The sequence below is a fragment of the Streptomyces sp. 8N616 genome (assembly GCF_052246385.1).
Lineage (GTDB): Bacteria > Actinomycetota > Actinomycetes > Streptomycetales > Streptomycetaceae > Streptomyces.
The window spans coordinates 12,039-36,862 of the sequence record NZ_JBQQBY010000047.1; the positions used below are offsets into that span (position 1 = coordinate 12,039).

Here is a 24,824-nt window from a genome sequence, read left to right on the forward strand (position 1 = left end):
GCATAGGAGACTTGGCCGTCCGGGCTGATGTTAGTAAGTGCCGCGGGTCGCGGGAAAGTCTCGGTCCGCGGGCCCCTTACGCTCCGCGCATGACTACTGCTGAGACATCACGATTCGTACGGCTTCGGGTGGAACTGGTCCTCGAGGTCATCGGCCCAGGCGACCTCACCGGTGCGGCCCTCGACCACATCGACTCCGACGCGTTCATGCCGGAGGACGAGCGCGGCCACGCCAGGGCGGCGGTCCAGGAGGACGACGCGGAGGCGCTGGCCTATCTCGTCGACCCGTTCGAGCTGGTGGGCGGCGTCCCCGGGGTCGAGCTGGCGCAGGCGTCCTGGAGCAGTGAGCAGATCGAGTACGACCCGAACTCCGCGGAATGGGACCTCGGCCTCGATGACGAGGACATGGACGAGGACACGGGCGACGACGAGGACATGGACGAGGACGGGAGCGCGGGCGAAAACGACCAGGTCGGAGGGGGTGGCGAGCAGAATGCGCGGAGGATGTGAGCGGGGACCTCGACGGATCCCGCATCATCCGTGAGGATGAAGACCGCCCGAATGGGGAAGGCGGCGCCGGGAGGGCGTGAGCCAGGCGAGCCGGAGACCCCGGGCAGCCCCCGCACGGCCCGGGGTGTTCCCGCGCCGAACGTGGTGTTCCCCACATTTCCAGCTGTGAGGGAACCGGACGAATAGGAATTCGTGTTCTTCTCGGGTGACCGGGACATCTGCACCCGTGGCCCGGATCGGGGATTCAGGGGAAACCATAGCGATGGAGAAGCGTGTGATGACGGACGGTAAGCACCGCAGGGCGCTGGCTCTGACGGCCGTGCTGCTCGGCGGTGCACTGACGCTCACGGCCTGTGGCGGTGACGCCGGCGACGACAGCGGCAATGGCAGCGGAAACGGCGGCCAGGCCAAGTCGCAGGCGCAGGTCGACGAGGCGGCCGCCAAGGACGCTTCCGACGCTCGAATAGCGATCACGCCGAAGGACGGCGCCGACAACGCCGGCATCAACAGCGACGTCAAGGTCAAGGTGGCGGGCGGCAAGCTCACCAAGGTCACCATGACGGCCGTCGAGACCGGCGCCGAGGTCGCGGGCACGATCTCCCCGGACGGCGCGTCCTGGAAGCCGGACGCCCAGCTGGAGCGGTCCACCACGTACAAGATCAGCGCTGAGGCGAAGGACGCCAAGGGCCGCGAGGCCAACGAGAACTCCACCATCACGACCGTCTCCCCGGCCAACAGCTTCATCGGCAACTTCACGCCGGAGGACGGCTCGACCGTGGGTGTCGGCATGCCGGTGTCGATCAACTTCGACAAGGCGATCACCAACAAGGCCGACGTCCAGTCCGGCATCACGGTCACCTCGAGCAGCGGCCAGGAGGTCGTCGGCCACTGGTTCAACGGCAACCGCCTGGACTTCCGTCCCGAGGAGTACTGGCAGGCCGGTTCCACGGTGACGCTGAAACTCGCCCTCGACGGCGTCGAGGGTGCGCCGGGCGTGCAGGGCGTCCAGGAGAAGACCGTCACCTTCAAGACCGGCCGTAGCCAGGTGAGCACGGTCGACGCCAAGACCAAGCAGATGACGGTGGTCCGCGACGGCAAGACGATCAAGACCGTCCCGATCTCCGCGGGCAGCCCCGAGAACCCGACGTACAACGGCCAGATGGTGATCTCCGAGAAGTTCAAGGAGACCCGGATGAACGGTTCCACCGTCGGCTTCAAGAAGAAGAACGGCAAGGGCGAGTACGACATCAAGGACGTGCCGCACGCGATGCGGCTGTCCTCGTCCGGCACCTTCATTCACGGCAACTACTGGGGCGCCGACTCGATCTTCGGCAGCGCCAACACCAGCCACGGCTGCGTCGGCCTGAACGACGTCAAGGGCGCGAACGACCCGAAGCAGCCCGGCGCGTGGTTCTACGACAACTCGCTCACCGGCGATGTCGTGGTGGTCAAGAACTCCGAGGACAAGACCATCGCCCCGGACAACGGCCTCAACGGCTGGAACCTGCCGTGGAGCGAGTGGGTGGCAGGTAGCGCAACCGGCGCCTGACGCCGACCCGTAGCCACGGGCTGCGGATCTCCGTACGGCGGCGGTACGTACCCCCGGAAGGGGGCGCGTACCGCCGCCGTCGCGTTTCTCAGGTCGGCTCTCATCGTGACCTGCTGGAGGGCCTGTGGAAGGAGCACGGGCTGACCTTCATCATGGTCACGCACGACAGTGCGATCGCCCGCCGCTCGCCGCGCCTCGCGACCATCCACCAGGGCAGGGTGACGGTCACCGACCGTTCGCCCGCATGAGGCTCCGGATGAGGCCCGTGCAGCAAGCCCGCATGAGGCCCGGCATGCAAGCCCGCACGTGAAGCCCCAAGCGGAGCCATGTGCCCCAATTCCCCACGGAAGCCCCACTGTTGAACTGGTGTACCACCCCCTGCATACTCCGTGTGCAGGGGGCCGAGGGCTTCCGTAACGGTGAACTGAACTCACCAGGGGGAAAGTTGCACAGACAACTCAAAACGGCCGGAGCAACCACGATCGCCATGGCCGCGGCCATCGCGATGACGGCGGGACTGACCGCCTCGCCGTCAGTGGCCGGAGAGCGGGCCGCGACCACGGCCCCGTCGGCGTCGTCCGCCCCGAGCAAGGGCGGCCCGGCCAAGCACTGGGTCACCCTCCTCACCGGCGACCGGATCGCCGTCGACGCCAAGGGCCGCCCGGTCGGCATCCAGCGCGCCGAGGGGCGCGAGCACATACCCGTACAGGTCCAGCGCTCCGGCAAGCACGCGTACGTCGTGCCGCGGGACGCCCAGAAGCTGATCCGCGAAGGGCGGGTCGACCAGCGGCTGTTCGACGTCGGCCTGCTCAGCCGCCCCGAGTACCGCAAGGCCCACCGCGAAGGCCTGCGGCTCATCGTCACCTACAAGGGCTCCCGCCCCGCCGCCAAGTCCGAACTGCGCGCCGCCGGAGGCACCGACGTGCGCCGCAGCTTCCCGAAGCTGGGCGCCGAGGCCGTGCGGACCGGGCAGGGGGAGGCCGCCTCCGCGGCCTGGGACGCGCTGACCAGCGAGCCGCAAGGAGCCGCCGGATTCCGTACGGCCGCCTCCGGCGTCGGCGCGGTCTGGCTCGACGCCATCCACCGGGCCAGCCTCGACAAGAGCGTGCCGCAGATCGGCGCGCCCGAGGCATGGAAGGCCGGATTCGACGGCAAGGGCGCGAAGATCGCCGTCCTGGACACCGGTGTCGACCAGACCCACCCGGACCTGGCGGGCCAGGAGATCGCCGAGAAGAACTTCTCGGACGCGGCCGACAGCAAGGACCGCTACGGCCACGGCACGCACGTCGCCTCCATCTCGGCGGGTACGGGCGCCAAGTCGGGCGGCACGTACAAGGGCGTCGCGCCGGGCGCACGGCTGCTGGACGGAAAGGTTCTGGGCGACGAGGGCTCGGGCGAGGACTCGGGCATCATCGCGGGCCTCGAGTGGGCCGCCGCGGAAGGCGCCGACATCGTCAACCTCAGCCTCGGCGGCCCGGACTCCCCGGGCGTCGACCCGCTCGAGGAGGCCGTCAACCGGATCTCCGCCGAGAAGGGCACGCTGTTCGTCATCGCGGCGGGCAACGAGGGCGACTTCGGCCCCGGCACCGTCGGCTCGCCGGGCAGCGCGGACGCCGCGCTCACCGTCGGCGCCGTCGACAAGGAGGACAGGCTCGCTTCCTTCTCCAGCACAGGGCCGCGCGTCGGGGACGGAGCCGTCAAGCCCGACCTGACCGCGCCCGGCGTGGACATCGGCGCCGCTGCCGCCCCCGGCAGCATCGTCGCCGAGGAGGGCACACCGGTCGCGGACGGCTATGTCGCCATCTCCGGTACGTCCATGGCCACCCCGCACGTCGCGGGCGCCGCGGCGATCCTCGCTCAGCAGCACCCCGACTGGACCGGCGCACAGCTCAAGTCCGCGCTCACCGGCTCCACCAAGCCCGGTGACTACACCCCCTTCCAGCAGGGGTCCGGACGGGTCGACGTCTCCGCGGCCATCAAGCAGACCGTCGTCGCCGAGCCGGTGTCGGTGAGCTTCGGCACCCAGGCCTGGCCGCACACCGACGACAAGCCGGTGACGAAGGCCGTCACCTACCGCAACCTCGGCACCGAGCCGGTCACCCTCGACCTCGCCGTCCAGGGCACGGGACCGGACGGAAAGCCCGCGCCCGCCGGGATGTTCGGCATCGACACGAAGCAGCTCACCCTCGAGCCGAAGGCCGAGGGCACGGTGTCGGCCACCGTGGACACCCGGCTCGGCGGGATGCTCGACGGGGCGTACGGCGCGGTGATCACGGCGACCGGCGGCGGGCAGACCGTCCGCACGGCGGCCGCGGTGGACCGCGAGGTCGAGTCGTACGACCTGACGGTCAGGCACCTGGGGCGCGACGGCGAGCCGACCAAGATCTACGGAACCACCGTGGACGGCGTCAGCGGCCTGGGCGCCGGGAAGTTCTTCGCGCCGTACGACGAGAGCGGCACCGCCACGATCCGCGTCCCCAAGGGCCGTTACATCCTCAGCTCCAGCGTTCTCGTCGACGAGGAGGACGCGACCAAGGGGATCGACTGGATCAATCAGCCCAAGCTCGACATCACCAAGGACACCACGGTGACGGTCGACGCCCGGACCGCGAAGCCGGTCGACATCAGGGTCCCGGACAGCGCGGCGAAGCCGAAGAACGCCTCGGCCGACTTCTCGGTCCAGACCGAGGACGGCGGGTACGGCTACGGCTGGTGGCTCGACTCCTACCAGGGCTTCCGCACCGCGCACCTCGGCCCCAAGCCAGCGGCCGGTGAGCTGTTCCAGCAGTGGGCCGGCACCTGGACCAGCGCCGCCGCCCAGTACGACCTGGCGTACGGCGGCACGGTGAGCAAGCTCGCGACCGGCTACACCAAGCACACCGAGAAGGGCGAACTCGCCAAGATCACCGGGAAGCTGGGCGCCTCGGTCAGGAACAAGACCGGCCGCCTGTGGGCGTGGGGCTACATCCCCGGGAGCTTCGGCAGCTCCGCGTACGCGGCCCCGGTCAAGCTGCCGGGCACCAGGACCTCGTACGTCAACGCGGCCGGCGTGGAGTGGGCCTTCGACTTCGAGCAGGACGGCCCCGACCCCTGGGCGCCCGAGGTGGCCTACTCGATCGGCGCCAAGCCGTACAAGGCGGGGAAGAGCTACGAGAAGGTCTGCAACGTCGGCGTCTTCGGGCCGAAGGTGAGCAAGGAGTACGGCATCTTCCGCGAGGGCAACAGCCTGTCCGGCTACCTGCCGGTGCACGCGGACGGCAAGGGCCACGTCGGCGGCTCGGTGTACGACAAGGCGGTCACCACGCTCTACCGGAACGGCACCAAGGTCGGCACCAATGACGACCCGCTGACCGGCGAGAAGGCCTTCCGGGTGCCGGCGGGCAAGGCCCGCTACAAGCTCACCACCTCGGTCACCCGGAGCAAGGTCGCCGCGGTGACCACCAAGCTGACCGCGAGCTGGACGTTCACGTCGAGGAAGACGAGCGAGCAGACCCAGCTCCCCGCCTCGGCGGTCCGCTTCACCCCGGCGCTGGCGGCGGACAGCACCGCCAAGGCCGGAGCGACGGCCGCCGTCCCGGTCGCGGTCCAGGGCTCGGGCGCGGGCCGGAACCTCAAGTCGCTGGCCGTGTACGTGTCGTACGACGGCGGCGCGCACTGGCGGAAGGTCAAGGTCAGCGGCGGCAAGGTGACGGTGAAGAACCCGAAGGCCGGGAAGGGCATCTCCTTCCGGGCCAATGTCACCGACAAGCAGGGCAACACCCTGTCGCAGACGCTCTACAACGCCTACCTGGGCAAGTAGGGCTGCCGGAACGCCCCAGCCTGCAGGAGCGAGCGGCTGGTCACCCGAGGGCGACCAGCCGCTCCCGCAGTTCGACGAGCTCCGCCTCCGGCAGCGTCGCCGCGACCGCCCGGTCGAACGCGTCCTCCGTGAGCCGCTCCGCGCGCCGCCACCGCTCCGTCAGATCCGGGATCTTCCCCGCCCGCGCCACGAGGGCATCCGCCTCGTCCTCGGGCCAGGCCGTGCGCAGCAGCCGCGCACGCCCCCCGCCCGGGTCGGCGACGACCGCCTCCGTGACGCCCAGCCCGCAGGCCCGCAGCGCCCCGAAGTGCAGCCCGCCGCGCAACTCGCGCAGCAGCATGAGCGCGTGCGCGAGAGCGGCGGGGCCGTCCGTGTCGTAGGGGCGCCTGGCCGCCCGCCAGCCCGTGAACAGCGGCAGCGCGCTGCCGTCCGCGGCGTCCACCACCCGGTGCGCGAGCCGTGCGGTACGGACCGCTTCCGGCGTGCCGGTGAGATGGTTCCGGCCCCAGTCCCAGCACCCCTGCGCGTACGCCGTCACGGCCTGCTCCGGGGTGACGCCCGCGCTGTTCTCCCAGGTGTAGTCGATGATCCAGGCCGGGAAGATCCCGAGCACCTGGGTGACGACGACGGGCGGGGCCGTGCCGAGCACGCCGGCCCTCCCGCGGAAGTACAGCAGCCGGTCGGCCAGGCCCAACTCCGCTCCCCGCGCCGTCATGTCCGGAGAGGTCATGAACCGGCCGCCGAGCCGTACGACCGCGCTGAACGTGTCCGCTGCGAATGTCATGTCCGGAACGTACTGCGCTCCGCGCGGGACGGTGGCCGTTTCCGCGCAGTCCCGGCCGCACGCTGCGTGCGGGGCGGCCGGACCGTCAGAGGTGGCCGGACCGTCAGAGGTGGCCGGCCGTCAGAGGCGGTGGGCTCGTCAGAGGCCGAGGACCGCCGGGTCGGAGGCGAACTCACGGAAGGCGGCGCGCGGGTCGGGCACCAGCCGCCGCTCCCGGAGGTCCATGATCCCGCCGACGCTGCTGAGCTCCGCGACCAGCTCGTCGCCGCGGCGGAAGGACTGCTCGACCCGGAACGTCTTGCCTTCGCCCCACACGAACGCGCAGGACACCTCGACCTCGTCGCCCGCGCGCAGCTCGCGGTGGAACTTGATCGTGCTCTCCAGGTTGACCGGTCCCACGCCCTTCTCGACCAGCTCGCTCTGCCGGATTCCGGCGGCCTGGACGAGGCTCCAGCGGGCGTGCTCCGCGTACTGCGTATACACGCTGGTGTTGAGGTGCCCCTGTGAGTCCGTCTCGTAGCCACGGACGGTGATCCGAACGGTGAACGGCTGAGTCATGCCGCCATCCTCGCGCATGGCGAGCCGGGGACCGCGGGCAGTTCCCCGAAGTCCCCAAGAGATTTTCCCTCCTGCCGGACCGTCAGGTCTCGTGCGTGTAGCGGACGTAGAAGACGATCAGCCCCATCGACAGGCCGAGGATCAGCCCGAGGAATCCTGCCTTCAGCCACGTCTCACCGCTGAGGCTGAGCAGGTAGCCCATCACGATGCCGAAGAGCCCTCCGTACGCGGCCGCTCGGCGCTCCCGTGGCAGCCGGGTCTGCGCGGCCCCGATGAGGAACGAGAGCACGGCGACCACGGCGCCGCCCACGAACGAGTCCAGCATGATGCGGGTGTTGGACGCGCCGTTGTTGCTGGTGAGGAAGGCGGCGTAGAGGCCGTAGGCGATTCCCAGCAGCAGCGGGACGGCCACGAACGCCCTCCCGTGACGGCGCCGTCCGGGCAGGGCCGGGACCGTGGGTTTGGCGGGTATGCCGGGCTGAGCGGAAGCGGACATGGCGGACTCCTCTCTCCACCCTTCTCACACCAGGGCACACCCGACGAGCCCCGGAAGCAACTGGATCAGTGGATCAGGCAGTCCGCTCGCGGACCAGGGACCCCAGCCGGCGGTACGCGGCCTGGACGAAGGTGCCGCGCAGGCTGGGGGCGGTGTTGGCCACCGCGGCCAGGGCGACACCCGCCTGCGGGGAGAAGCCCGCGAACGCGGTGAAGCCGCGCGTACCGCCGGAGTGGAACAGCAGGTCGTAACCGGGGCGGGGACCGGGGCCGGGGCTGGTACCGGGGGCCCGCCCGGGGAAGGAGCGCAGGTTCCAGACCAGGCAGAGCCGGTCGCCGGTGCGCGGCACGGCCAGGCGCGGGCGTCGTACGTCGTGCAGGGCAGCGGCGAGGGACGAGGCGGCGGCTGTGGTGGGGGCCCGGTCGGGGTCGAGGTGGGCGTCGAGGTAGCGCAGCAGGTCGGCGGCGCTCGAGGCGAGGCAGCCCGCCCCGGGAAGGCCGGGGATCCGCCACGGCGGCACGGGCTCGCCGCGGCGGCGGTGCCCTGTCGCGCGGTCCGCGGCCGGGGCAGCGGCCGTGGCTGTGGCGGTCATGCCGAGGGGAGCGCAGACGCGGTCGGCGATCAGGTGCTCGTACGTGTCCCCGGCCGCCTCGGCGAGGAGGCGTCCGAGGAGGCCGACACCGAAGTTGGAGTAGTGCACCCGCGTGCCGGGGCGGCTGCGGGGCCGGGCGTGCGCGATCGCGCGGAGCAGTTGCTCGGGGGAGTAGCCCGCGTACGGGTTGGTGCCCCAGCGGGGGAGGGCGACGGGGTAGACGTTGGCGGGGAGCCGCGGCAGGCCCGAGGTGTGAGTGGCCAGGTGCAGCAGGGTGATGCGCCGGGCGGAGGGGTGGCGGGGCGCTGCGCCGGGGGGCAAGTGGGCGGTGATCGGGTCGTCGAGGCGTACTTCGCCGCGCGCGGCCATGTCGGCGAGCAGCAGCGCGGTGAACGTCTTGGTGAGCGAGCCGATCTCGAAACGGGTGTCCGGCCCGACGGTGACACCTGGGCCGTGGCCGGGGCTGCCGTGGCAGAACAGCGCCTGCTCGGGGCCGCTGATGGCCGCGGCGACGACGGCCGTGCCGTGGGGTACGGCGCCGGTCAGAGCCGCGAGCCGTCCCTTCAGGTCCGTGGGGCTCGTGTCCGTACGGCTCGGGTCCGCGGGGCTCAGTTCCGCGGGGCTCAGGTCCGCCGGCCACAGCTCCGTACGGCTCGGGTCCGTACGGTCGACGGGGTCCGCGGCGGGAGGCGGCCCCGTCAGCGTCCGCGCCTTCCGCGTACCGATGATCACCTGGTCACGACCGCACGGTGGCGGGCGCGGGCGCGGGTGCGCCGAGCGTGCGGGACAGCGTCAGGGTTCCGGCGACCGCCGCTACGACCGTGGTGTGCTGGTGGGTCTTGAACGCCTCGGCCGGATCGCCGGACACCGGGTCCGCGTCGCGCGGCAGCATGCCGTCCGGGTGCTGTTCCGCGGCGATCTCCGCCCAGACCACGGGGTCGCAGTACGGCTCCTCCAGGCAGGCGCCGACGATCAGCAGCTCCGTCACGAGGTCCCACTGCGCGACCTCCTTCCAGATGTCCGTCCAGACCGGCAGCCACGTGGTCAGATAAGACTGGAGGCTGGGCGGCAGAGCCTCGGGCCGCGCACCCCAGTCGGTGATGTGGAAGACGGTGTGGGTGAGGCAGTACGCGGTCATCCAGTCGATGGCCCACGGCTCGGGCGCGCGGCCGAGCCAGGTGCCGGCGGTGAGGGCGTCCCAGTCCTGCTCCTGCTCGGTCGCGAACCCGGCGATGCGGGTCGCGTTGGCGACGGCGAGGCGGCGGTTGGGCATCATCTCGGCGGCGTGGCGTGAGCGGAGGCCGTTCAGATGCTTCAGGAGCCGCTCCAGGCGCGTGTGGCGGTAACCGGCCCGTACGAAGTGCGCGTAGACCTCCAGCGGATCGGTCATCAGCGGATGCCGCAGCTGCCGCTCGTACAGCAGGTCTCCCTCGCGCAGCTGTTGCCACGCGAAGTCGAGCAACACGCGGGCGGTCTGGGCCTCTCGGGGGCCCGCGACTCCCTCGCGCAGGATCAGGGAGCAGGCCAGGGCCGTTTCCGCCAGCGGTTTGTAGTCGCTGTTGGGGTCGGCCAGGTCGGCGGTGCTGTCGGCGGGCAGGCCGCCGTACGTCTCGGACCGCCGGAGCCAGTCGAAGGCCCGGGTGGCCACCTGGTGGGCCGTCGTCGTCACCGGCGCACTCATCAGCCCGCCCTCCGCAGCATCCACTGACCGATCGTCACGTCCAGCGCCGTACGCGCGTCGCCGGGACGGAACAGCAGCACATGGTCGAGCAGGGGTGCCGGGTCCAGCGGGCTTCCGGCCCCGCTGACCCGAACCAGCGCCAGCCAGCGCGCGAGCCCGGCCGCGGTGGCGGGGTCGCGGCGCAGCATCGAGCGCGCGGCGCCGCGGGCGAGGGCGCGTACGTGGCGGCGCGCGGCCTCGTGCACCGGACTGTCAAGCGCGGCAAGCGCGTTGGGCTTACCCGGCTTGCCCGGCTGACCCGGCTTGCTGGGCTGACCCGGCTGACCGGGCCGGCCGGGTTTGCGGGGCCCGTCCGGCCCGGGCAGGGCGAGCGGTGCCAGCTGCGCCATCCGTACGGACCAGCTCTGCCAGCCGGTGCCGTCCTCGCCGCCGGGCTCCTCCAACATGTCGCCGGGCTGCGGCGCATCGAGGACGGGCCGGCCGGACGAGGCCAGCACCCGGGCGGTGGCCCAGTCGCGCCACGCCATGACCAGGGCGTCGGCCGGGCCGGCCCCTACGAGGGGAAACACGCGATGCGCCTCCGCCACCGCGTCGGCCTCCTCCGCGCCGACCGGCACACCCCTCAGGACGTACGGCGCGAGCGCATCGGCCCCGAGTGCCCGTACGGCGGCCAGCGCCGCCTTGATGTCGTCCGCGTTCCGCAGAAAACCGGCCAGCAGCCCCGTGTCCTCGGCACCCTCAAGGGCACCGAGGACACGGGTTGCGAGCTCCTCAACCGCCTCCGCGTACTCCGCGCGCGGCGCGGTGCCGGTGACTGGCATCCGCTGTTCACCTCCACCAACTGCGCCACGGGCGGGGCCCGTTGTCATTCCGAGGGCGGTTCGATTGAGCGTTGTTGCCGGGAGCTCAGGACAGGTCTTCTGCTACTTGTCCTTGCGCTCCTTGGGCTCCTTGGGCGACAGCAGCATCGCAAAGGCTTGCGCTGCCTCCGGGGTGTACTGCGGGGCGTCGCTCACGGCCGATTCCTGCCGGACCGTGAGCTCCATGACCGCTGCGTCTTCAACCGGGGCAGCGAGGCCGATGCCGAACGGACGGGTCGTTTCCTGGGTACGCATGGCGTCCCTCCTTGAACAGGCCATCCCTCGATGGCGCTTTGCATCTCGACGCTAAGCGCACCCCTGAAAGATCACAAAAGGTGTAACTCAGGCGGGTGAACGCCTATTCGGGACCGCCGTTACCCAGCGTGGTCAAGGTCTGGTGGCCCCGGGGTGAACTCCTCTGCGCCGACGAGGAGTTGGCGGCCGCCGCCTTCTAGACGACGATCCCATGGAGGGCCGCGGGAGCCGCAGGGGCCGTAGGCGCCGTGCCGTCCAAGGCCTGCCACGCTGCGGCGAGACGGCGGACGGCCTCGGTCAGCAGGTCGGTCGAGGTGGCGAAGTGCAGCCGCAGATATGGACGGCTGCCGCCGAGGGCATCCACGGTCGTGCCCGGCAGCACGGCCACGCCATGCCGCATGGCGATTTGTGCGAACGAGACCCCGTCACCGTGGGGAAGCTCTACCCAGAGGGTCTGGCCTCCGGCGGCGGGCGGACACCTCCAGGAGGGCAGCCGACGGGCGAGCTCGGCCCTCAGGTGGTCGTGGCGCAGCCGCAGCTGCTCGACCCTCCGCTCACGCAGCTCCTCGAAACCGGACAACAGATGGACTGCCGCCAACTGGGCCGGCACGTCCGTGCCGAGGTCGTGGATGGCCTTGAGCCGCGCGAGCCGGGAGATCAGCGGGACAGGTCCGCGGACCCATCCGACGCGCAGCCCGCCCCAGGCCACCTTGCTCAGCGACCCCACGCTGATCACCTCGCCGGCGTCACCGAACGCGGCCAATGGGCGCGGCACGGCGCCGGGGTCGTCCGAGAACGTCAAGTCGGCGAGCACCTCGTCGTCGACGAGCGGCAGGCCGAGTTCGGCCGCCGCCGCCACGAGCCGGCGTGCAGCCAGCGGAGGCAGCACGGCGCCTGTCGGATTCTGGTAGGAGGCGATCACGTACGACAGCACGGGCCGGTGCTCCGTCATGGCCCGGATCGCGGCGTCGACGTCCACGCCGTCCGGTCCTACGGGGATGGGGTGCAGCGCCGCGGCGGCCTCCCGGAGCAGATCCAGCGCACCCGGATACGTAGGGGCCTCGACGAGTACCGGGTCGCCGGGCGCCACCAGCAGCCTGGTGAGCAGCGACAGGGCCTGCTGCGCGCCCGTCGTGACGAGGATCTGCCCGGGTGTCGTGGCTATGCCCCGCGCGGTGTACCGGGCGGCGAGTGCCTCCCGCAGCACAGCGAGGCCGACGGGGTGGTAGCCCAGGTCCCTCGTGGGGAGGGTGATCGACGCGTAGGCCCGCGCCAGCTCCTCAGGAGGGCCGTCGGGAGCGGCGCAGCTGAGCAGGATGACGTCGTCGGGCTGTTCCAGCAGGTGCAGGAAGAGCGGGTTGGACGTTCCCGTCGTCCGCGGTTCCGGAGCGAGCGCGGCGGCGGCGACCTGTGTGCCGCTGCCCTGGCGCCGTACGATCCTGCCCTCCTGGCGCAGGGTGTCGTAGGCGGTGACCACGGTCGTACGGCCGACCGCGAGGGCAGCGGCGAGGGTTCGGTCCGGGGGCAGAGCGGCCCCGGGCGGCAGCAGTCCCTCGTCGATCAACTGGCGGAAACGGGCGGCGAGAAGAAGGTAGAGCGGGCCGCGCCCGGCGGACCAGCGGCCGAGCATGGCGACCAGAGACTCGATTGGCTCCATAAGCAAACCAATTTCCCTCATTGGCTCTGTCGAGGCAACCCGGCCGACAGCAAGACTGAACGGCATGAGCCTTCACCGCCTTCACCGCCTTCACCCGGAGACCCGCACCGTTCACCAGCACGTGCCGCTTCCCGCAGGCAGTAAGCCCTTGGGAGTTCCGATCTACCAGGGGCACGTGTTCTCGTTCGACGACGCGGACCAGATGGCCGCGGCCTTCCAGGACCCGGACGCTGCCTTCCTCTACAGCCGGCTCGGCAACCCGACCGTGCGGGCGCTGGAGGACGCCGTCGCCGGTCTCGAGGGCGGCACGGCCGGCCTGGCTTTCGCCTCGGGAATGGGCGCGATCAACGCCGTGCTGCTCGGGGTGCTGAGCTCGGGCGACCATGTGATCGCCCAGCGCTGCCTCTACGGGGGTACCTACGCCGTGCTGAACGACCTGGCCCAGCGGTGGGGAGTCGAGGTGACCTACGTATCCGGTGACGACCCCGCCGAAGTGCGGGAAGCGCTGCGGCCTCGCACCCGCCTGCTCTACCTCGAGACGATCGTCAATCCGACCACGCAGGTGGCCGACCTGCCGGCGCTGATCGGCGAGGTCGCCACACACGGGGTCACCAGCGTCGTGGACAACACCTTCGCCTCACCGATGCTGTGCCGCCCCCTGGAGCACGGCGCCGACATCGTCGTCCACTCGGCGACGAAATACCTCGGTGGGCACGCTGACGTCCTCGGCGGGGTGGCCGTCTTCCGATCCGCCGAGCTGCATCGGCGCATCCGGGACCACGCTGTCGAGCAGGGCGCCTCGGCCGACCCGTTCGCGGCCTGGCTGACCCTGCGCGGCATGCAGACTCTGGCGCTGCGGATGGAGCGGCAGTGCGCCAACGCCCTCACCCTCGCCGAGCGGCTGGCCGCCCACCCCGGCGTCTCCCGCGTCCGCTACCCGGCTCTGCCCGGCCACCCGGACCACGCGACCGCCCGGCGGCTGCTGGCCGCGGGCGGTGGGGTGCTGGCCTTCGAGCCGGCCGGCGGGCGGGAAGCGGGCCGCACCTTCATCGAGGCCGTACGGGTGGCCTCGCTCAGCCCGTCGCTCGGCGACGTCAAAACCCTCGTCATGCATCCGGCGAGCACCTCCCACCGGCAGCTGGACGCCGGGGCGCTGGCGGCGGCGGGCATCGGGGAGGGCACGGTCCGACTCGCCGTCGGCATCGAACACCCCGACGACCTGTGGGCAGACATCGAGCAGGCGTTGGCCAAGGTCGCCTGAAGGGCGGTCGCTTCACCGACAGCTGTCGGCCGTATCGCGCCGGGCTGCTGAGCACGGCGAGGGCGCCCGAACCGAGCCCCCGCCGCCCGGCACGGCCCGTACGAGCGCGGTCAGGCGAAGTTTTCGCTGAGGTGGTGTGATCCCCGAGGCGGTGGACGAAATCAACGGTCCCAACGCTGAGTCAACAGCCTCTTGTCCTGCCGCTATCTCAATCTGTGCCGGAGTTGGGCGGAAAGCTCGGCTGCCGCGTCGCGGAGTGCCTCGGTGAAGGTTCGCCGGAGGTGCTCGCCCGGGGTACCGGCGCGCTGGGCGACCGCTGTGGTGCGTACGGCGGCGGGGTGGTCGATGCGGATGACGGCGATGGCCGAGGGGATCGCCGGCACGGCGAGTCCGGGAACCACGGTGATGCCCAGTCCGGCGGCCACGAGACCGAGCTTGGCGACCCAGTCGCGCGCGACGAAGGCGATATCGGGCCGCCAGGTGGCCTCGCTCCAGGCTCCGAGGAGTGTTGCGCCCGGCTCTGTGCTTGCGGTGATCCATCGTTCGTTTCGGAGCATCGCGGTCGTGACGCTTGCTCGGCCGGCGAGGGCATGGTCCGGCGGGGCCGCGATGAGCAGGGGGTCGTCCAGAAGGCGGATCACCTCGACGCCGTCCGGTGCCTGCTGGGGCTGGGTCACCACCGCCAGGTCCAGGCGTCCTCGCGCGACAGCGGTGAGCAGACGGGGACTCATCCCCTCGCGCAACGGTATCTGCGTGTGCGGTTCCTGCTCGGCGAGGGCGGCTAGCGCTCGGGGGACCAACGCCGCGAGGGCGGTGGAGAAGGCCCCGACACTCAGCCGGCCGGGCGGGCGCGCGTCGAGGTCCTGGAGGTCTTGGCGGGCGGCGTCGAGCTCACCAAGGACCGCTTCGGCATGACGAAGGATGATGCGGCCCGCTTCGGTGGGCTGGACGCCGCGTGCATGGCGTTCGAACAACGCCCTGCCTGCTGCCTGCTCCATGAGCGAGATCTGGCGGGAGACGGCCGACTGTGTGTACCCCAGCCGCTCGGCCGCCGTTGAGAACGAGCCGCGGCGGGCTGCCTCGCGGACCACGCGCAGGCCCAGAATCGTGAAGTCAGCCATGCTAGACAGTGATAGCAGATATGCCAGACCGTCGTTTGTGGCATGGGTGCGGCATGCCTAGCCTCATTCGCATGGCTACTACGGAGAACAAGAAGCTGCTCCAGGACATCTTCGACGAGATGGCCCGTGGAAACACGCGCGCGATGAGCGAGGCGATGGCCGACGACTTCCGGTGGGTCGTGCCGGGAAACTGGTCATGGTCGGGGATCTGGGGACCGAAGTCGGTGGCCCTGGACGAGTTGCTGCGGCCTCTCATGGCCCAACTCGCCGATTACCGCAGCGATGCGGACCTCATCATCGCCGAAGACGACCGCGTCGTGGTCCAAGCCCGTGGATACGCCACCACCAAGCGCGGTGATCCCTACCACCAGACGTACTGCTACATCTTCCGAGTCGCCGACGGGCAACTCGTCGAAGTGGTCGAGCACTGCGACACAGCGCTGGTCGAACGGGTCCTCGATGCCCCTGTCCGGACGTCGTAACTGTCCACCATCTCATTCAGCCCTTCGCCGATCCCGCAGTCGGCGCGATCAGCGGCAACACCAAGGTCGGCAACAGACAGGGAATGCTGGGCCGTTGGCAGCACCTCGAGTACGTCATCGGCTTCAATCTCGACCGCCGCATTCCGTCGCCACGCGCTGTCCGGCGTCGGCGGCGTCAGTGAGGACACCCTCGCCGAGGACACCGACCTCACCATGGCGCTGTGCCGGGCCGGCTGGCGGGTCGTCTACGAGGAGTCCGCCATCGCCTGGACCGAGGCGCCGGCCTCATTGCGGCAACTGTGGAAACAGCGCTACCGCTGGTGCTACGGCACCCTCCAGGCCATGTGGAAGCACCGCCATGCCGTCGTCGAGCGCGGCGCCGCGGGCAAGCTCGGCCGCCGCGGGCTCAGTTACCTCGCGCTCTTCCAGACCGTACTGCCGCTGGTCGCGCCACTCGTGGACGTCCTTGCCCTGTATGGGCTGCTCTTCCAGGACCCGGCACAGGCGGGTGCCGTCTGGCTCGGCTTCACGGCCGTGCAGGTGTGCAGTGCGGTGTACGCGCTACAACTGGACCGTGAGCGCTTCGAGCCGCTGTGGACCATGCCGCTGCAGATCTTTGTCTACCGACAGCTGATGTATCTGGTGGTCGTGCAGTCCGTGGTCACCGCGCTGCTCGGCAGTCGGCTCCGCTGGCACCGTATGCAGCGGACGGGATCGGCGACCGAGCAGCTTCGTCAAGAGGTCAACACGGGCTGACAGCCCCTGGCCGGGCGCAGCGCGGAACCGTGACGGAGGCGGCCGAGTCCGTCCCCGGTCGGCGCGATAGCGGTGGGGGCCAGACGTCGGCAACCCAGTCATGCCATGCGGTGGCCGGGGCTCGCGATTCTTGGGCTCCGGCTCGGTGCGGTGCGCTTGGCCCTGTCCGTCGGTAGGGCCCGGCCGGTCAGCGACCGTCCTGTTCGGTGGAGACGCCGAGGAGCAGGGTGGGAAGGAACGTCCGTTCGAGTTCTCCCGGCGGTAGCCGATCGGGCTCGACGTAGCTCTGTGCGAGGCCGCCTTCGCGCATCGCGACCAGCAGTCGAGCGAGTTGGTCGGGGTCGACGTCGATCCTGCGGCCGGCGCGGCGGATGACGTCGAGGAGCAGCCGGGAGATCTCTGCGCGTAGCCGCGCGTCGCGCCCGGCCAGCACGCGCGCGGCCTCGGGGTTGCGGATCGCGTACAGGGTGAACTCGGTCGTCACCAGATACCAGGTACGTTCGCTCGGCTCCACCTGTGACATCAGCTGGGTGAAGCGGTCGAGCGCCAGCGCGTCGCTGCCCGCCTTCTCGACCAGGTCCGTCAGCCGCGTGATCACTCGGTCGCTGTGCGCGTCGAACAGGGCGAAGAACAGATCCTCCTTGGTGCGGAAGTTGGAGTAGAAGGCGCCCCGCGTGTAACCGGCCCGCTCGCAGATCTGCTCGATCGTCGCCGCATGGAACCCCCGCTCGGCGAACGTCTCCAATGCGGCATTCAGCAGTGCCGCCGTGGTCTGGGGGCGTCTCTTCGTCGCGCCTCTGGGCATCGCACCTCTTCCTACGCCTTGACGGTGTCTCGGGTCCTCGGTCAGGATACGCGGGTGTATCCGATACACCGATGTATCCCATAGGCCGGACGGTCGTCCACCGATCTCAGGGAAGCGCCATGACAACCACCGTGCAAAAGTCGGCTACGGCTGTCGGTCCCAGTCCCGAGGGTCTCGCGCTTCCGAAGCCCCCGACGTTCGACTCGGTCGAGGCGGAGCGGAAGTACCGCAAGGAGCAGCTCGCCGCCGGCTTCCGGCTGTTCGGCAAGTTCGGCTTCTCCGAAGGCGTCGCCGGCCACATCACCGTGCGCGATCCGGAGAACCCGCAGGCGTTCTGGGTCAACCCCTTCGGCATGAGCTTCAACCAGATCAAGGCGTCCGATCTGATCCTGGTCGACCACGCCGGTGCCGTACTGCACGGCGACCGCCCGGTGAACCGGGCGGCCTTCGTGATCCACTCGCAGGTGCACGCCGCCCGTCCGGACGCGCTCGCCGCCGCGCACGCACATTCGCTGTACGGCAAGGCCTTCGCCAGCCTCGGGATTCCCCTCGCCCCGATCACTCAGGACGCCTGCGCGTTCTTCGAGGACCAGGGCCTGTACGCGGACTACCAGGGCGTGGTCAGCGAACTCGAGGAAGGCAAGCGGATCGGAGCGGCACTTGGCCCGCACAAGGCGGTCGTTCTGCAGAACCACGGCCTGCTCACCGTCGGTCAGTCGGTCGCGGAAGCCGTCTGGTGGTTCGTCACCATGGAGCGTTCCTGCCAGGCCCAGCTGCTCGCCATGGCCGCCGGTACCCCGAAGCACATCGACCGCGACGTCGCGCTGGCGACCCGGGAGCAGATCGGCACACACCGCGCGGGCTGGTTCCAGGCCCAGCCGCTGTGGGACCAGATCGTCGCCTCGGACCCGGATCTGTTCGACTGACCTGACCGGGCGGGCCGGCCGCCCGGTCACAAGGAGGTGGACGGCGTGACCGTACCGTTCTTTCCCGGGTTCGAGGCGTTCCGGTGCGAGACGGCCGGTGTGGCGATCAACGGGGTGATCGGCGGAAGCGGCCCGCCCCTGCTTCTGCTGCACGGCTGGCCGCAGACCCACGTCGTGTGGCATCGCGTCGCTCCGTTGCTGGCGCCGCACTTCACGGTGGTCGCCACCGACCTACGCGGCTACGGCGACAGCGGCAAGCCCGCCGACGGCCAGGGCCACGACGGTCACTCCAAGCGCGCGATGGCGCGTGACCAGGTTGAGGTCATGACCTCGCTCGGGTTCGACCGCTTCGCCGTGGTCGGTCACGACCGTGGCGGCCGCGTCGGCCATCGGATGGCACTCGACCATCCAGACGTGGTGTCGAAGCTGGCCGTGCTGGACATCGTCCCGACCCGCCGGGTCTACGCCGAGGTCTCGAAAGAGCTGGCCACCGTCTACTTCCACTGGTTCTTCCTGATCCAACCAGCGCCCCTGCCGGAGACACTGCTCGCCGGGAACGCCGAGTTCTTCCTGCGCAACTGGGCGTTCCGCGGCTACGTCCCCTCGGTCGTGACCGAGGCGGCCTTCGCCGAGTACCTGCGCTGCTTCACGGACCCCGCCACTTTGCATGCGATGTGCGAGGACTACCGCGCCGCAGCCACCATCGACCTCGAGCACGACACGGCAGATCACGGCCTCGGCGTCCGCTGCCCGGTCCTCGCCCTCTGGGGCGCCCAAGGGGCTATGGGAGCCCTCTACGACGTACTCGACACCTGGAAGGAATGCGCGTCCGACGTCCAGGGCAAGCCACTGCCGGGCGGTCATTGGCTGCCCGAGGAGCTACCCGGCGAACTCGCCGCGGAGCTGCGGGCTTTCCTGGCCTGACCCCGGGCGGACAAGCCCCGCCGCGGGCTATGGCGCCTACTCGGAGGTGGTGCGCCGGTCGTGCGTTTTGGCTTGGCGGGCGCGGCGGTTGGCGACGTTGACGCGGTTGCCGCACGGGCCGGCATGCAGGAGCGGCGGCGACCGGGCAGGGTGGTGCCGATGAACACTCCCCAGCAGGTGGGCGCGCCGCACGGGCGGAATCGCTGCTCGCCGAGGGTGTGCACGACCCCCAAGCTGCCCATGCTGCAGATCATCGAGAGGGCGTCGGCGCGGTTGCTCTGTCGCGGAGCGGGGCGGCCCAGAGCGTGCGGATCTCGTGTGCGGGTCGGGAATCAGGGTGGCTTCCCGCTACGTTCGGCTAACAGCCACTCTCACGCCCTGCTTCGTCCAGGAGACCTCTCCCATGTCAGAGCTAGAGATCGATGCCGTCGTGTTCGACGTGCTCGGCACGCTCGTCGACGAACCCGCCGGTATCCGCGCCGGCATACGTGAACTCGACCCGTCGCTCGACGATCCCAGGATCGAGCAGCTCTTGTCGCTGTGGCAGCAGCACATCGAACGCGAGCAACGTCGCATCCTCGACGGCGTCCGGCCCTACCTCACCAGCGACGTCCTCGACTGGGAAGCCGCCCGGCTCGTCGCCGACGCCGCCGGAGTCGACGACCCGACCGCCGTAGCGGCGCTGGCCCTGTCAGGTCGCCGGCTCCCGCCGTGGCCCGACACCGTGGCAGGGCTCGCCCGACTCGCCGAACGGTTCCCGCTGATCGGACTCTCCAACGCGAGCCGGATGGCGCTGCTGGGACTCAACGCCCACGCCGGACTGCGCTGGCACCAAGCCCTGTCTGCCGAAGATGTCCGGACCTACAAGCCGGACCCAGCGGTCTACCAGCTGGCCGTCACCGTCTCCGGACGACCGCCTGCGCGGCTGCTGATGGTCGCCGCCCACGCCTGGGACCTGCGCGGAGCGCAGGGCCTCGGCCTGCGCTCCGCCTACGTCGCCCGCCCCGTCGGCGACCCGCCCACCTCCTCGGACCGGTTCGACCTGCACGCCGACGACCTGGCCGACCTGGCCGACCAACTCGACAATGCCTAACTAGCACTCTCCCGGTCTGGGAGGCGACTTGCCTATCCGACGGGACGGGCTTCGCACTGCTCCGGCTGGCTACCACTGTTTCGTTTCCACCGGCGGCCTTCGGAATCTCGAAACGTGAATGTGATCACGAGCTCCATGCCTGAGGTAGGTCTCACCGGTTCGTCGTATGGGTCGAACAGCCTGGCCTGACGGGATCGTTAGCCGTCAGTAGGCGCAATTCCGGTCGGGCAGGAGCGGCCCCAGTTGGTCTCCGAAGGGGTACTTAGCTTGACGCCCGTGCCCCCGATGCCGCAGTAGCCGTTCGGGTTCTTGCCCAGGTACTGCTGGTGGCGCCGCCGTTTCTCAAGCAAGCCCTTCGACAAGCTGAGACGATCGCACCCGGTGCGTTGCGCCGACAGGCATATTGGATCGCACTCCGACGACGGCAACAGCTAGAGGGACCGGAAGGGTGGGACGATTCTGACGACGATGACCAGTCGGCTCCTCGGGGCGGCCAGGAAGTAGAATCAGCCGCCGGCCGCGTCCATGCGACGTAGACCACCAGGGCGTGGTCCGTTGCCGATGTCGGTGAGGTCGACACCCGTGTCGGCCAGTTCGACGAGCTGATCGGCGAGACGCTCAACCTCGGTGACGATCTCGGTGGGAATGCCTCCCGCGACGTGTGCGTAGTCGGGGTCGTACTCCCAGCGCCAGCTATGGCTCACTGTTGAGCGGCGGCGATAGCGGCGTGGGCATCGTCCAGGATGCGGCCGATCTCGGACGCGGCCTCCCGGACCTTCTCGGCGTCTCCTGTGGCCGCAATGTCCTCCAGTTGCCGCAGCCGCCGGGCCAGGTGCGGAAACCGCTGGATGTGCACGTACGCAGCCCACTGGGCGACAAAACGCTGAAGCGGGGCGAGGTCCGACCCCTGACGTGACTGGTCCGCTGCGTGGTCCAGCTCACGGGTGAAGGCAGGAAGAGCCGCGGGCGCGATCTGGGCCACTGCCTGCCGCAGCGCCGTCGCGGTGGCAGGCGGTTGAGGAATGAGCGGCTCCTCGGTGGCGGAGGTGGTCACGGCTTCTCCCATGAGCGAGATCCTGCTCTCTGGGCACAGCCTACTCAGCAGAAACAGACCCCCGTCCTCCGAATGAGTGATGGCGTGCGCCTTATCCGTCCGCTCGTGCCACTCCCACGGGGCAGGCGACGCCCGTGCCGCCGATGCCGCAGTAGCCGTTCGGGTTCTCGTCCAGGTACTGCTGGTGGCTGCTGTCGCCGGTATTGCTGCCCTGGCGGTACCGCTGTCCGTTGTGTCGGGGGAGCCGTCCCCTTCGGCTTGCTGCGTGCACGTGCAGGGCGTGGACTCGGCCGCCCCTGCTCGGGTGTTCACCGGGCAGGCTGCATGCCGGTGACCCAGGTGCACGAGACCGTACGGGAGCCTTCGGTCGGTACGAATCGGGAATAGATGACGGACCGTGTTGGTTCAGTCACAGGCAATCGGCTCTCGTGCTCGAGCGCTCAACGTAGGTCCTCGTACGCTCCACCACGGAGACCCGGTCTTACTGACTGGGGGGTCGCCACGGGCAATCGATGGGCGCTATGCCCCGCTAGGGGCTAGTCTGTTTGCGTGAGGGTGGGTTTGCCGGGTTCTGAGGCGGCCCCACAGGGAGGACCACATCATGGTCCTTGCTCGGTCATGCCAGAACCGGTCGCCCCCGGCTCGATGCTGCCACGGTGTGGACGCAGCCTCCGCAGCCGCACCTCTCATACGGTGCAAGTGAGGTTGCCTGTCTCGCCGGACGATGGAATCCCAACTCCCAGGCACGCAGTGGCAGGAGGATGGCGATGGACGGCTATGTGTTCCTAGCGTATGACTATCCGGTGCTGGGCGCCTTCTGGACCGTGATGTGGATATTCCTCTGGGTGGTCTGGCTGATGCTGCTGTTCAGAGTCATAGCCGACGTATTCCGTGACCATGACTTGAGCGGTTGGGCGAAGGCTGGCTGGCTGCTCTTTGTCATCGTCGTCCCGTTCCTCGGCGTCCTGGTGTACGTGATCACCCGGGGCAAGGAGATGGGGAAGCGCGAAACACTGCACGCACAGGCACGGCAGGAGGAGCTCGAGGAGTACCTCCGCAGGACTGTTGCTGGAACCAGTGGCATGAGCGCAGCGGACGAGTTGGCCAAACTGTCGGAGCTCAAGGCGCGAGGTGAGATCTCGGAGGCGGAGTTCCAGCAGACCAAGGAGAAAATCCTGCGCTGATGCCAGGGCTCCCATCAGCGAATCCAGAAAACCATGACGACGACAACCCGACGTGAGGCCCGCGAAACCCAACAATTGGCCAGCGGGCTCGTGGCCTTCGCCGCCGTGATGCTCATCATCGGCGGTCTCCTCAACGTCTTCCGCGGCATCATGGCCATCGCAGAGGATGACATCTTCGTCACTACACCGGACTACGTCTTCGAGTTCGATGTCAGCGGGTGGGGCTGGATCCATCTCGTACTCGGAGTACTGGCTGTCATAGTAGGCTTCGGGCTGTTCAAGGCCACGCTCGGGGCCCGGATCATTGGTGTTCTATTGGCCGGGCTGCTCCTGATCTCCAGCTTTCTGTCCCTGCCTTACTACCCGCTTTGGTCGATCATCCTGATCGCCATATATGGCTTCGTCATATGGGCCCTGTGCGTTGTCAGGGGAGACACGCTGGCCTCAGCATCGCAGAGGGAGCGCTGAACGGGCCTTTGAGCGAGAGTCCGCTTCATCCGACATTCCACACGGGAGATGAAGCGGACCCTTCACTAGCCGGAATGGTTCCCGGTAAACGGCTGCTGGCACCCTTGGATCCGCCGGGTCAGAACACCGAGAGGTGATCGTCGCGACGCCACCATCGCTTGCCCTGGATCGAGCTCATGCCGTAGCCCGCGGACGGTACTGTCGGCGCGTTGAATTGCGTAAAAGTCGGCCTTCACCTTGCCGGTTGGCGGGTCAGGATGCCGCTGGCGCGGTGTCCGGCTGCTGGGCCAACGGTTCCGTGGGCAGGCGGCGGGTGAACGCGAAACCGGCGAGCGTGATGCCTGCGGTGGCCAGGATGGCCTCCTTGAGAGCTTCGAGCTGGGCGTCGGCGTACGCGTCCACGACCGCGTCGGCCTCGGACGGCGGCAACGCGGCGCGTTCGGTGGCGGCTCGTACCTGGTCGGTGCTGACGAAGCTGACCCCGGCTTGGATGGCGACGCCGACCTGCTGGTGCACCTCGTCCGAGATCTTGGGGTTGTCCTCGATCTGGGTGGTGAACGCGTTCACCAGGGCGCCGATCAGGAGGGAGCCGATGAGCGCGGTGCCGAGGGAGGAGCCGAGGTTCTGGGCGGTGTACTGCAGACCGCCGACCTCGCTGCGGTCCGCTTCCCCGACGCTGGACTGCGTCACGTTTCCCAGCTGCGAGGCGAGCAGGCCCATACCCAGTCCCAGCACGGCCATCGCCAGCGCGAACGAGAGATTGTCGATGCGGGGCTCGATGGTGGCGAGCAGCCAGAGGATGGCGGCGAACAGCACCAGCAGAGCGAGCCGCACCACCGTGCGGGGGCCTGCGATCCGGCCGAGGAGGGGGCCGGTCATGGCGGACAGCAGCATGGTGATCGACACCGGCAGCAGCCGCAGACCCGTCTCGAACGCGTTGAAGCCCTGTACGACCTGGAGGTACAGGGGGATGGTGAAGAACAGGCCGAGCAGGATGAGGTTCTGGCTGAGCAGCATGGTCAGGCCGGAGCGCAGCGGGGGGATCGCGAACAGCGAGAACCGCACCAGCGGATCCCGCCTTCGCGCCTCCTGCCGTCTCTCCCAGGCACGAAACCACCAGAGGACGACGGCGCCCGCCGCGATGACGAACAGGGTGAGGGAGAACCCGAAGACCGTGATAGGGGAGTTGCGGGGCCGCAGCCATCCCCAGGAGCTGCTCTGCAGCACGCCGAAAACCACCAGGGCCAGGCCCAGGGCGGACAGTGCGGCGCCGACGCTGTCGAGCCGGATCCGCGGCCCCGTTGGCGGGTACTCCTTGATCCATCCGATGCAGCCGAGGATGACCACCACCACGACGACCTCGGCGGCGAAGACCAGCCGCCACGTCAGGTACGTCGTCACCCATCCGCCGACTAGCGGTCCCACCGCGATGCCCGCCCCGGCCAGCCCTCCGATGACCCCGTAGGCGACAGCCCGGTCCCGGCCCCTGTAGGCGCCGGCCACGAGGGCGGCCAGGGAGGGGAGGACCAGTGACGCGCCGAGCCCCTCGACCACCGACCAGCCGAGTGTGAGCACCCACAGGGTCGGGGCCGAGGCCGTGAGTGCGGACCCTACGCCGTACACGACCAGTCCGATGGCGAACGCGCGGCGGCGTCCGAGCATGTCGCCGAGTTTCCCACCTGTGATCATGAAGGCGGCCATGACCAGGGTGTAGAAGGTGATGACGGCCTGGATCGCGGTGACCTCGGTGTCGAAGTCCTCGACCAGCTGGCTGATCGATACGTTCATCACCGAGGTGTCCAGCACCATCAGGAACTGGGCCGTCCCGAGAATGATCAGAGCCCGCCAGCGCCCCACCGCGTCGCACCTCCACCGGTTCCGCCGCGACCTCACGGCGAATCAGCGGCACCAGAGACCACGGGAGCATAAATTCGGCTCCAACAGGGACATTTATGCCATCGCGGGCGTGGAGTCACCCGCACGGAGTGTGCCACCCCCCGTACGGTCTTG

Annotated in this window: 23 protein-coding genes and 4 pseudogenes; 12 read left to right on the forward strand and 15 right to left on the reverse strand. The window is 69.7% G+C overall.

Annotated features, from left to right (window positions below; translation table 11 throughout):
• Positions 1-89 precede the first annotated feature (89 nt).
• The 4 genes and pseudogenes from ACTWQC_RS31565 (at position 90) to ACTWQC_RS31580 (ending at position 5,857) form a co-directional block, all read left to right on the forward strand.
• Positions 90-509 (forward strand): hypothetical protein, encoded by a 420-nt coding sequence (locus tag ACTWQC_RS31565; RefSeq protein ID WP_443319271.1) that lies wholly within the window; start codon positions 90-92, stop codon positions 507-509.
• A 262-nt stretch (positions 510-771) separates the two neighbouring features.
• Positions 772-2,058, forward strand: coding sequence for a L,D-transpeptidase (locus ACTWQC_RS31570; protein ID WP_443319272.1), 1,287 nt, complete (start codon positions 772-774; stop codon positions 2,056-2,058).
• A 107-nt stretch (positions 2,059-2,165) separates the two neighbouring features.
• Positions 2,166-2,306 (forward strand): annotated as a pseudogene (locus ACTWQC_RS31575) (ABC transporter ATP-binding protein); the annotation flags it as partial.
• A 197-nt stretch (positions 2,307-2,503) separates the two neighbouring features.
• Positions 2,504-5,857 (forward strand): S8 family peptidase, encoded by a 3,354-nt coding sequence (locus ACTWQC_RS31580; RefSeq protein WP_443319273.1) that lies wholly within the window; start codon positions 2,504-2,506, stop codon positions 5,855-5,857.
• Between the two features lie 40 nt (positions 5,858-5,897).
• Here the strand turns inward: ACTWQC_RS31580 and ACTWQC_RS31585 are convergent, their stop codons facing one another.
• The 8 genes from ACTWQC_RS31585 to yczR form a co-directional block, all read right to left on the reverse strand.
• On the reverse strand, positions 5,898-6,641 hold the full coding sequence (locus ACTWQC_RS31585; protein WP_443319274.1) for an SCO6745 family protein: 744 nt from the start codon (positions 6,639-6,641) through the stop codon (positions 5,898-5,900).
• A gap of 138 nt (positions 6,642-6,779) precedes the next feature.
• Positions 6,780-7,199 (reverse strand): acyl-CoA thioesterase, encoded by a 420-nt coding sequence (locus tag ACTWQC_RS31590; protein WP_443319275.1) that lies wholly within the window; start codon positions 7,197-7,199, stop codon positions 6,780-6,782.
• Between the two features lie 82 nt (positions 7,200-7,281).
• Positions 7,282-7,695, reverse strand: a complete 414-nt coding sequence (locus ACTWQC_RS31595; protein ID WP_443319276.1) for a hypothetical protein — start codon at positions 7,693-7,695, stop codon at positions 7,282-7,284.
• 73 nt (positions 7,696-7,768) lie between these two features.
• Positions 7,769-9,019 (reverse strand): serine hydrolase domain-containing protein, encoded by a 1,251-nt coding sequence (locus ACTWQC_RS31600; RefSeq protein ID WP_443319277.1) that lies wholly within the window; start codon positions 9,017-9,019, stop codon positions 7,769-7,771.
• Positions 9,020-9,023: 4 nt separating this feature from the next.
• Positions 9,024-9,968 (reverse strand): DUF6895 family protein, encoded by a 945-nt coding sequence (locus ACTWQC_RS31605; protein WP_443319312.1) that lies wholly within the window; start codon positions 9,966-9,968, stop codon positions 9,024-9,026.
• A complete protein-coding gene (locus tag ACTWQC_RS31610) occupies positions 9,968-10,789 on the reverse strand; it encodes a hypothetical protein (RefSeq protein ID WP_443319278.1) in 822 nt (273 codons plus the stop codon). Before ACTWQC_RS31610 ends, ACTWQC_RS31605 begins: the two co-directional genes overlap by 1 nt.
• Positions 10,790-10,891: 102 nt before the next feature.
• Positions 10,892-11,083 (reverse strand): hypothetical protein, encoded by a 192-nt coding sequence (locus ACTWQC_RS31615; RefSeq protein WP_443319279.1) that lies wholly within the window; start codon positions 11,081-11,083, stop codon positions 10,892-10,894.
• Positions 11,084-11,279: 196 nt separating this feature from the next.
• On the reverse strand, positions 11,280-12,740 hold the full coding sequence (gene yczR, locus ACTWQC_RS31620) for an aminotransferase class I/II-fold pyridoxal phosphate-dependent enzyme (protein WP_443319280.1): 1,461 nt from the start codon (positions 12,738-12,740) through the stop codon (positions 11,280-11,282).
• 64 nt (positions 12,741-12,804) lie between these two features.
• Between yczR and ACTWQC_RS31625 the strand changes: the two genes are divergently transcribed.
• Positions 12,805-14,001, forward strand: a complete 1,197-nt coding sequence (locus ACTWQC_RS31625; protein WP_443319281.1) for a trans-sulfuration enzyme family protein — start codon at positions 12,805-12,807, stop codon at positions 13,999-14,001.
• A 203-nt stretch (positions 14,002-14,204) separates the two neighbouring features.
• Here the strand turns inward: ACTWQC_RS31625 and ACTWQC_RS31630 are convergent, their stop codons facing one another.
• Entirely contained in the window at positions 14,205-15,122 is a 918-nt protein-coding gene (locus ACTWQC_RS31630; RefSeq protein WP_443319282.1) for a LysR family transcriptional regulator, read from the reverse strand.
• A gap of 71 nt (positions 15,123-15,193) precedes the next feature.
• On the opposite strand from ACTWQC_RS31630, the gene ACTWQC_RS31635 reads away from it, so the two are divergent.
• The gene (locus tag ACTWQC_RS31635) at positions 15,194-15,604 is read left to right on the forward strand and encodes a nuclear transport factor 2 family protein (RefSeq protein ID WP_443319283.1); all 411 of its coding nucleotides are present in this window, start codon (positions 15,194-15,196) and stop codon (positions 15,602-15,604) included.
• 2 nt (positions 15,605-15,606) lie between these two features.
• Positions 15,607-16,360 (forward strand): annotated as a pseudogene (locus tag ACTWQC_RS31640) (glycosyltransferase); the annotation flags it as partial.
• A 187-nt stretch (positions 16,361-16,547) separates the two neighbouring features.
• Here ACTWQC_RS31640 and ACTWQC_RS31645 read toward each other — a convergent pair.
• The gene (locus ACTWQC_RS31645; protein WP_443319284.1) at positions 16,548-17,165 is read right to left on the reverse strand and encodes a TetR/AcrR family transcriptional regulator; all 618 of its coding nucleotides are present in this window, start codon (positions 17,163-17,165) and stop codon (positions 16,548-16,550) included.
• Positions 17,166-17,284: 119 nt separating this feature from the next.
• Between ACTWQC_RS31645 and ACTWQC_RS31650 the strand changes: the two genes are divergently transcribed.
• From ACTWQC_RS31650 to ACTWQC_RS31660, 3 genes are all read left to right on the forward strand, one after another.
• Positions 17,285-18,091: a class II aldolase/adducin family protein gene (locus ACTWQC_RS31650; protein WP_443319285.1), complete on the forward strand. Its 807-nt coding sequence runs from the start codon at positions 17,285-17,287 to the stop codon at positions 18,089-18,091.
• A 45-nt stretch (positions 18,092-18,136) separates the two neighbouring features.
• Positions 18,137-19,015 carry an alpha/beta fold hydrolase gene (locus tag ACTWQC_RS31655; RefSeq protein ID WP_443319286.1) on the forward strand — a complete coding sequence of 293 codons (879 nt, stop codon included), beginning with the start codon at positions 18,137-18,139 and terminating at the stop codon, positions 19,013-19,015.
• 403 nt (positions 19,016-19,418) lie between these two features.
• Complete coding sequence (locus ACTWQC_RS31660; protein ID WP_443319287.1) at positions 19,419-20,108, forward strand: haloacid dehalogenase type II; 690 nt, start codon at positions 19,419-19,421, stop codon at positions 20,106-20,108.
• A gap of 197 nt (positions 20,109-20,305) precedes the next feature.
• Here the strand turns inward: ACTWQC_RS31660 and ACTWQC_RS31665 are convergent.
• The 4 genes and pseudogenes from ACTWQC_RS31665 to ACTWQC_RS31680 form a co-directional block, all read right to left on the reverse strand.
• A pseudogene (locus ACTWQC_RS31665) lies at positions 20,306-20,437 on the reverse strand (peptide-methionine (S)-S-oxide reductase MsrA); the annotation flags it as partial.
• A gap of 177 nt (positions 20,438-20,614) precedes the next feature.
• Entirely contained in the window at positions 20,615-20,812 is a 198-nt protein-coding gene (locus ACTWQC_RS31670) for a hypothetical protein (protein WP_443319288.1), read from the reverse strand.
• Positions 20,809-21,162, reverse strand: coding sequence for a DUF6247 family protein (locus tag ACTWQC_RS31675; protein ID WP_443319313.1), 354 nt, complete (start codon positions 21,160-21,162; stop codon positions 20,809-20,811). Before ACTWQC_RS31675 ends, ACTWQC_RS31670 begins: the two co-directional genes overlap by 4 nt.
• A 91-nt stretch (positions 21,163-21,253) precedes the next feature.
• A pseudogene (locus ACTWQC_RS31680) lies at positions 21,254-21,358 on the reverse strand (peptide-methionine (S)-S-oxide reductase MsrA); the annotation flags it as partial.
• 571 nt (positions 21,359-21,929) lie between these two features.
• Here ACTWQC_RS31680 and ACTWQC_RS31685 point away from each other — a divergent pair.
• Entirely contained in the window at positions 21,930-22,346 is a 417-nt protein-coding gene (locus ACTWQC_RS31685; protein WP_443319289.1) for an SHOCT domain-containing protein, read from the forward strand.
• A 33-nt stretch (positions 22,347-22,379) separates the two neighbouring features.
• A complete protein-coding gene (locus ACTWQC_RS31690; protein ID WP_443319290.1) occupies positions 22,380-22,814 on the forward strand; it encodes a DUF7144 family membrane protein in 435 nt (144 codons plus the stop codon).
• Positions 22,815-23,066: 252 nt separating this feature from the next.
• Here the strand turns inward: ACTWQC_RS31690 and ACTWQC_RS31695 are convergent, their stop codons facing one another.
• Entirely contained in the window at positions 23,067-24,671 is a 1,605-nt protein-coding gene (locus ACTWQC_RS31695) for an MFS transporter (RefSeq protein WP_443319291.1), read from the reverse strand.
• Between the last annotated feature and the right edge of the window lie 153 nt (positions 24,672-24,824).

Excerpts from the sequence above, each read along its gene's own strand:
- ACTWQC_RS31565 (WP_443319271.1), top strand. The coding sequence starts at position 90 with ATGACTACTGCTGAGACATCACGATTCGTACGGCTTCGGGTGGAACTG.
- ACTWQC_RS31570 (WP_443319272.1), top strand. The coding sequence starts at position 772 with ATGGAGAAGCGTGTGATGACGGACGGTAAGCACCGCAGGGCGCTGGCT.
- ACTWQC_RS31585 (WP_443319274.1), bottom strand. The coding sequence starts at position 6,641 with ATGACATTCGCAGCGGACACGTTCAGCGCGGTCGTACGGCTCGGCGGC.
- ACTWQC_RS31590 (WP_443319275.1), bottom strand. The coding sequence starts at position 7,199 with ATGACTCAGCCGTTCACCGTTCGGATCACCGTCCGTGGCTACGAGACG.
- ACTWQC_RS31595 (WP_443319276.1), bottom strand. The coding sequence starts at position 7,695 with ATGTCCGCTTCCGCTCAGCCCGGCATACCCGCCAAACCCACGGTCCCG.
- ACTWQC_RS31605 (WP_443319312.1), bottom strand. The coding sequence starts at position 9,968 with ATGAGTGCGCCGGTGACGACGACGGCCCACCAGGTGGCCACCCGGGCC.
- ACTWQC_RS31610 (WP_443319278.1), bottom strand. The coding sequence starts at position 10,789 with ATGCCAGTCACCGGCACCGCGCCGCGCGCGGAGTACGCGGAGGCGGTT.
- ACTWQC_RS31615 (WP_443319279.1), bottom strand. The coding sequence starts at position 11,083 with ATGCGTACCCAGGAAACGACCCGTCCGTTCGGCATCGGCCTCGCTGCC.
- yczR (WP_443319280.1), bottom strand. The coding sequence starts at position 12,740 with ATGGAGCCAATCGAGTCTCTGGTCGCCATGCTCGGCCGCTGGTCCGCC.
- ACTWQC_RS31625 (WP_443319281.1), top strand. The coding sequence starts at position 12,805 with ATGAGCCTTCACCGCCTTCACCGCCTTCACCCGGAGACCCGCACCGTT.
- ACTWQC_RS31630 (WP_443319282.1), bottom strand. The coding sequence starts at position 15,122 with ATGGCTGACTTCACGATTCTGGGCCTGCGCGTGGTCCGCGAGGCAGCC.
- ACTWQC_RS31635 (WP_443319283.1), top strand. The coding sequence starts at position 15,194 with ATGGCTACTACGGAGAACAAGAAGCTGCTCCAGGACATCTTCGACGAG.
- ACTWQC_RS31645 (WP_443319284.1), bottom strand. The coding sequence starts at position 17,165 with ATGCCCAGAGGCGCGACGAAGAGACGCCCCCAGACCACGGCGGCACTG.
- ACTWQC_RS31650 (WP_443319285.1), top strand. The coding sequence starts at position 17,285 with ATGACAACCACCGTGCAAAAGTCGGCTACGGCTGTCGGTCCCAGTCCC.
- ACTWQC_RS31660 (WP_443319287.1), top strand. The coding sequence starts at position 19,419 with ATGTCAGAGCTAGAGATCGATGCCGTCGTGTTCGACGTGCTCGGCACG.
- ACTWQC_RS31685 (WP_443319289.1), top strand. The coding sequence starts at position 21,930 with ATGGACGGCTATGTGTTCCTAGCGTATGACTATCCGGTGCTGGGCGCC.
- ACTWQC_RS31690 (WP_443319290.1), top strand. The coding sequence starts at position 22,380 with ATGACGACGACAACCCGACGTGAGGCCCGCGAAACCCAACAATTGGCC.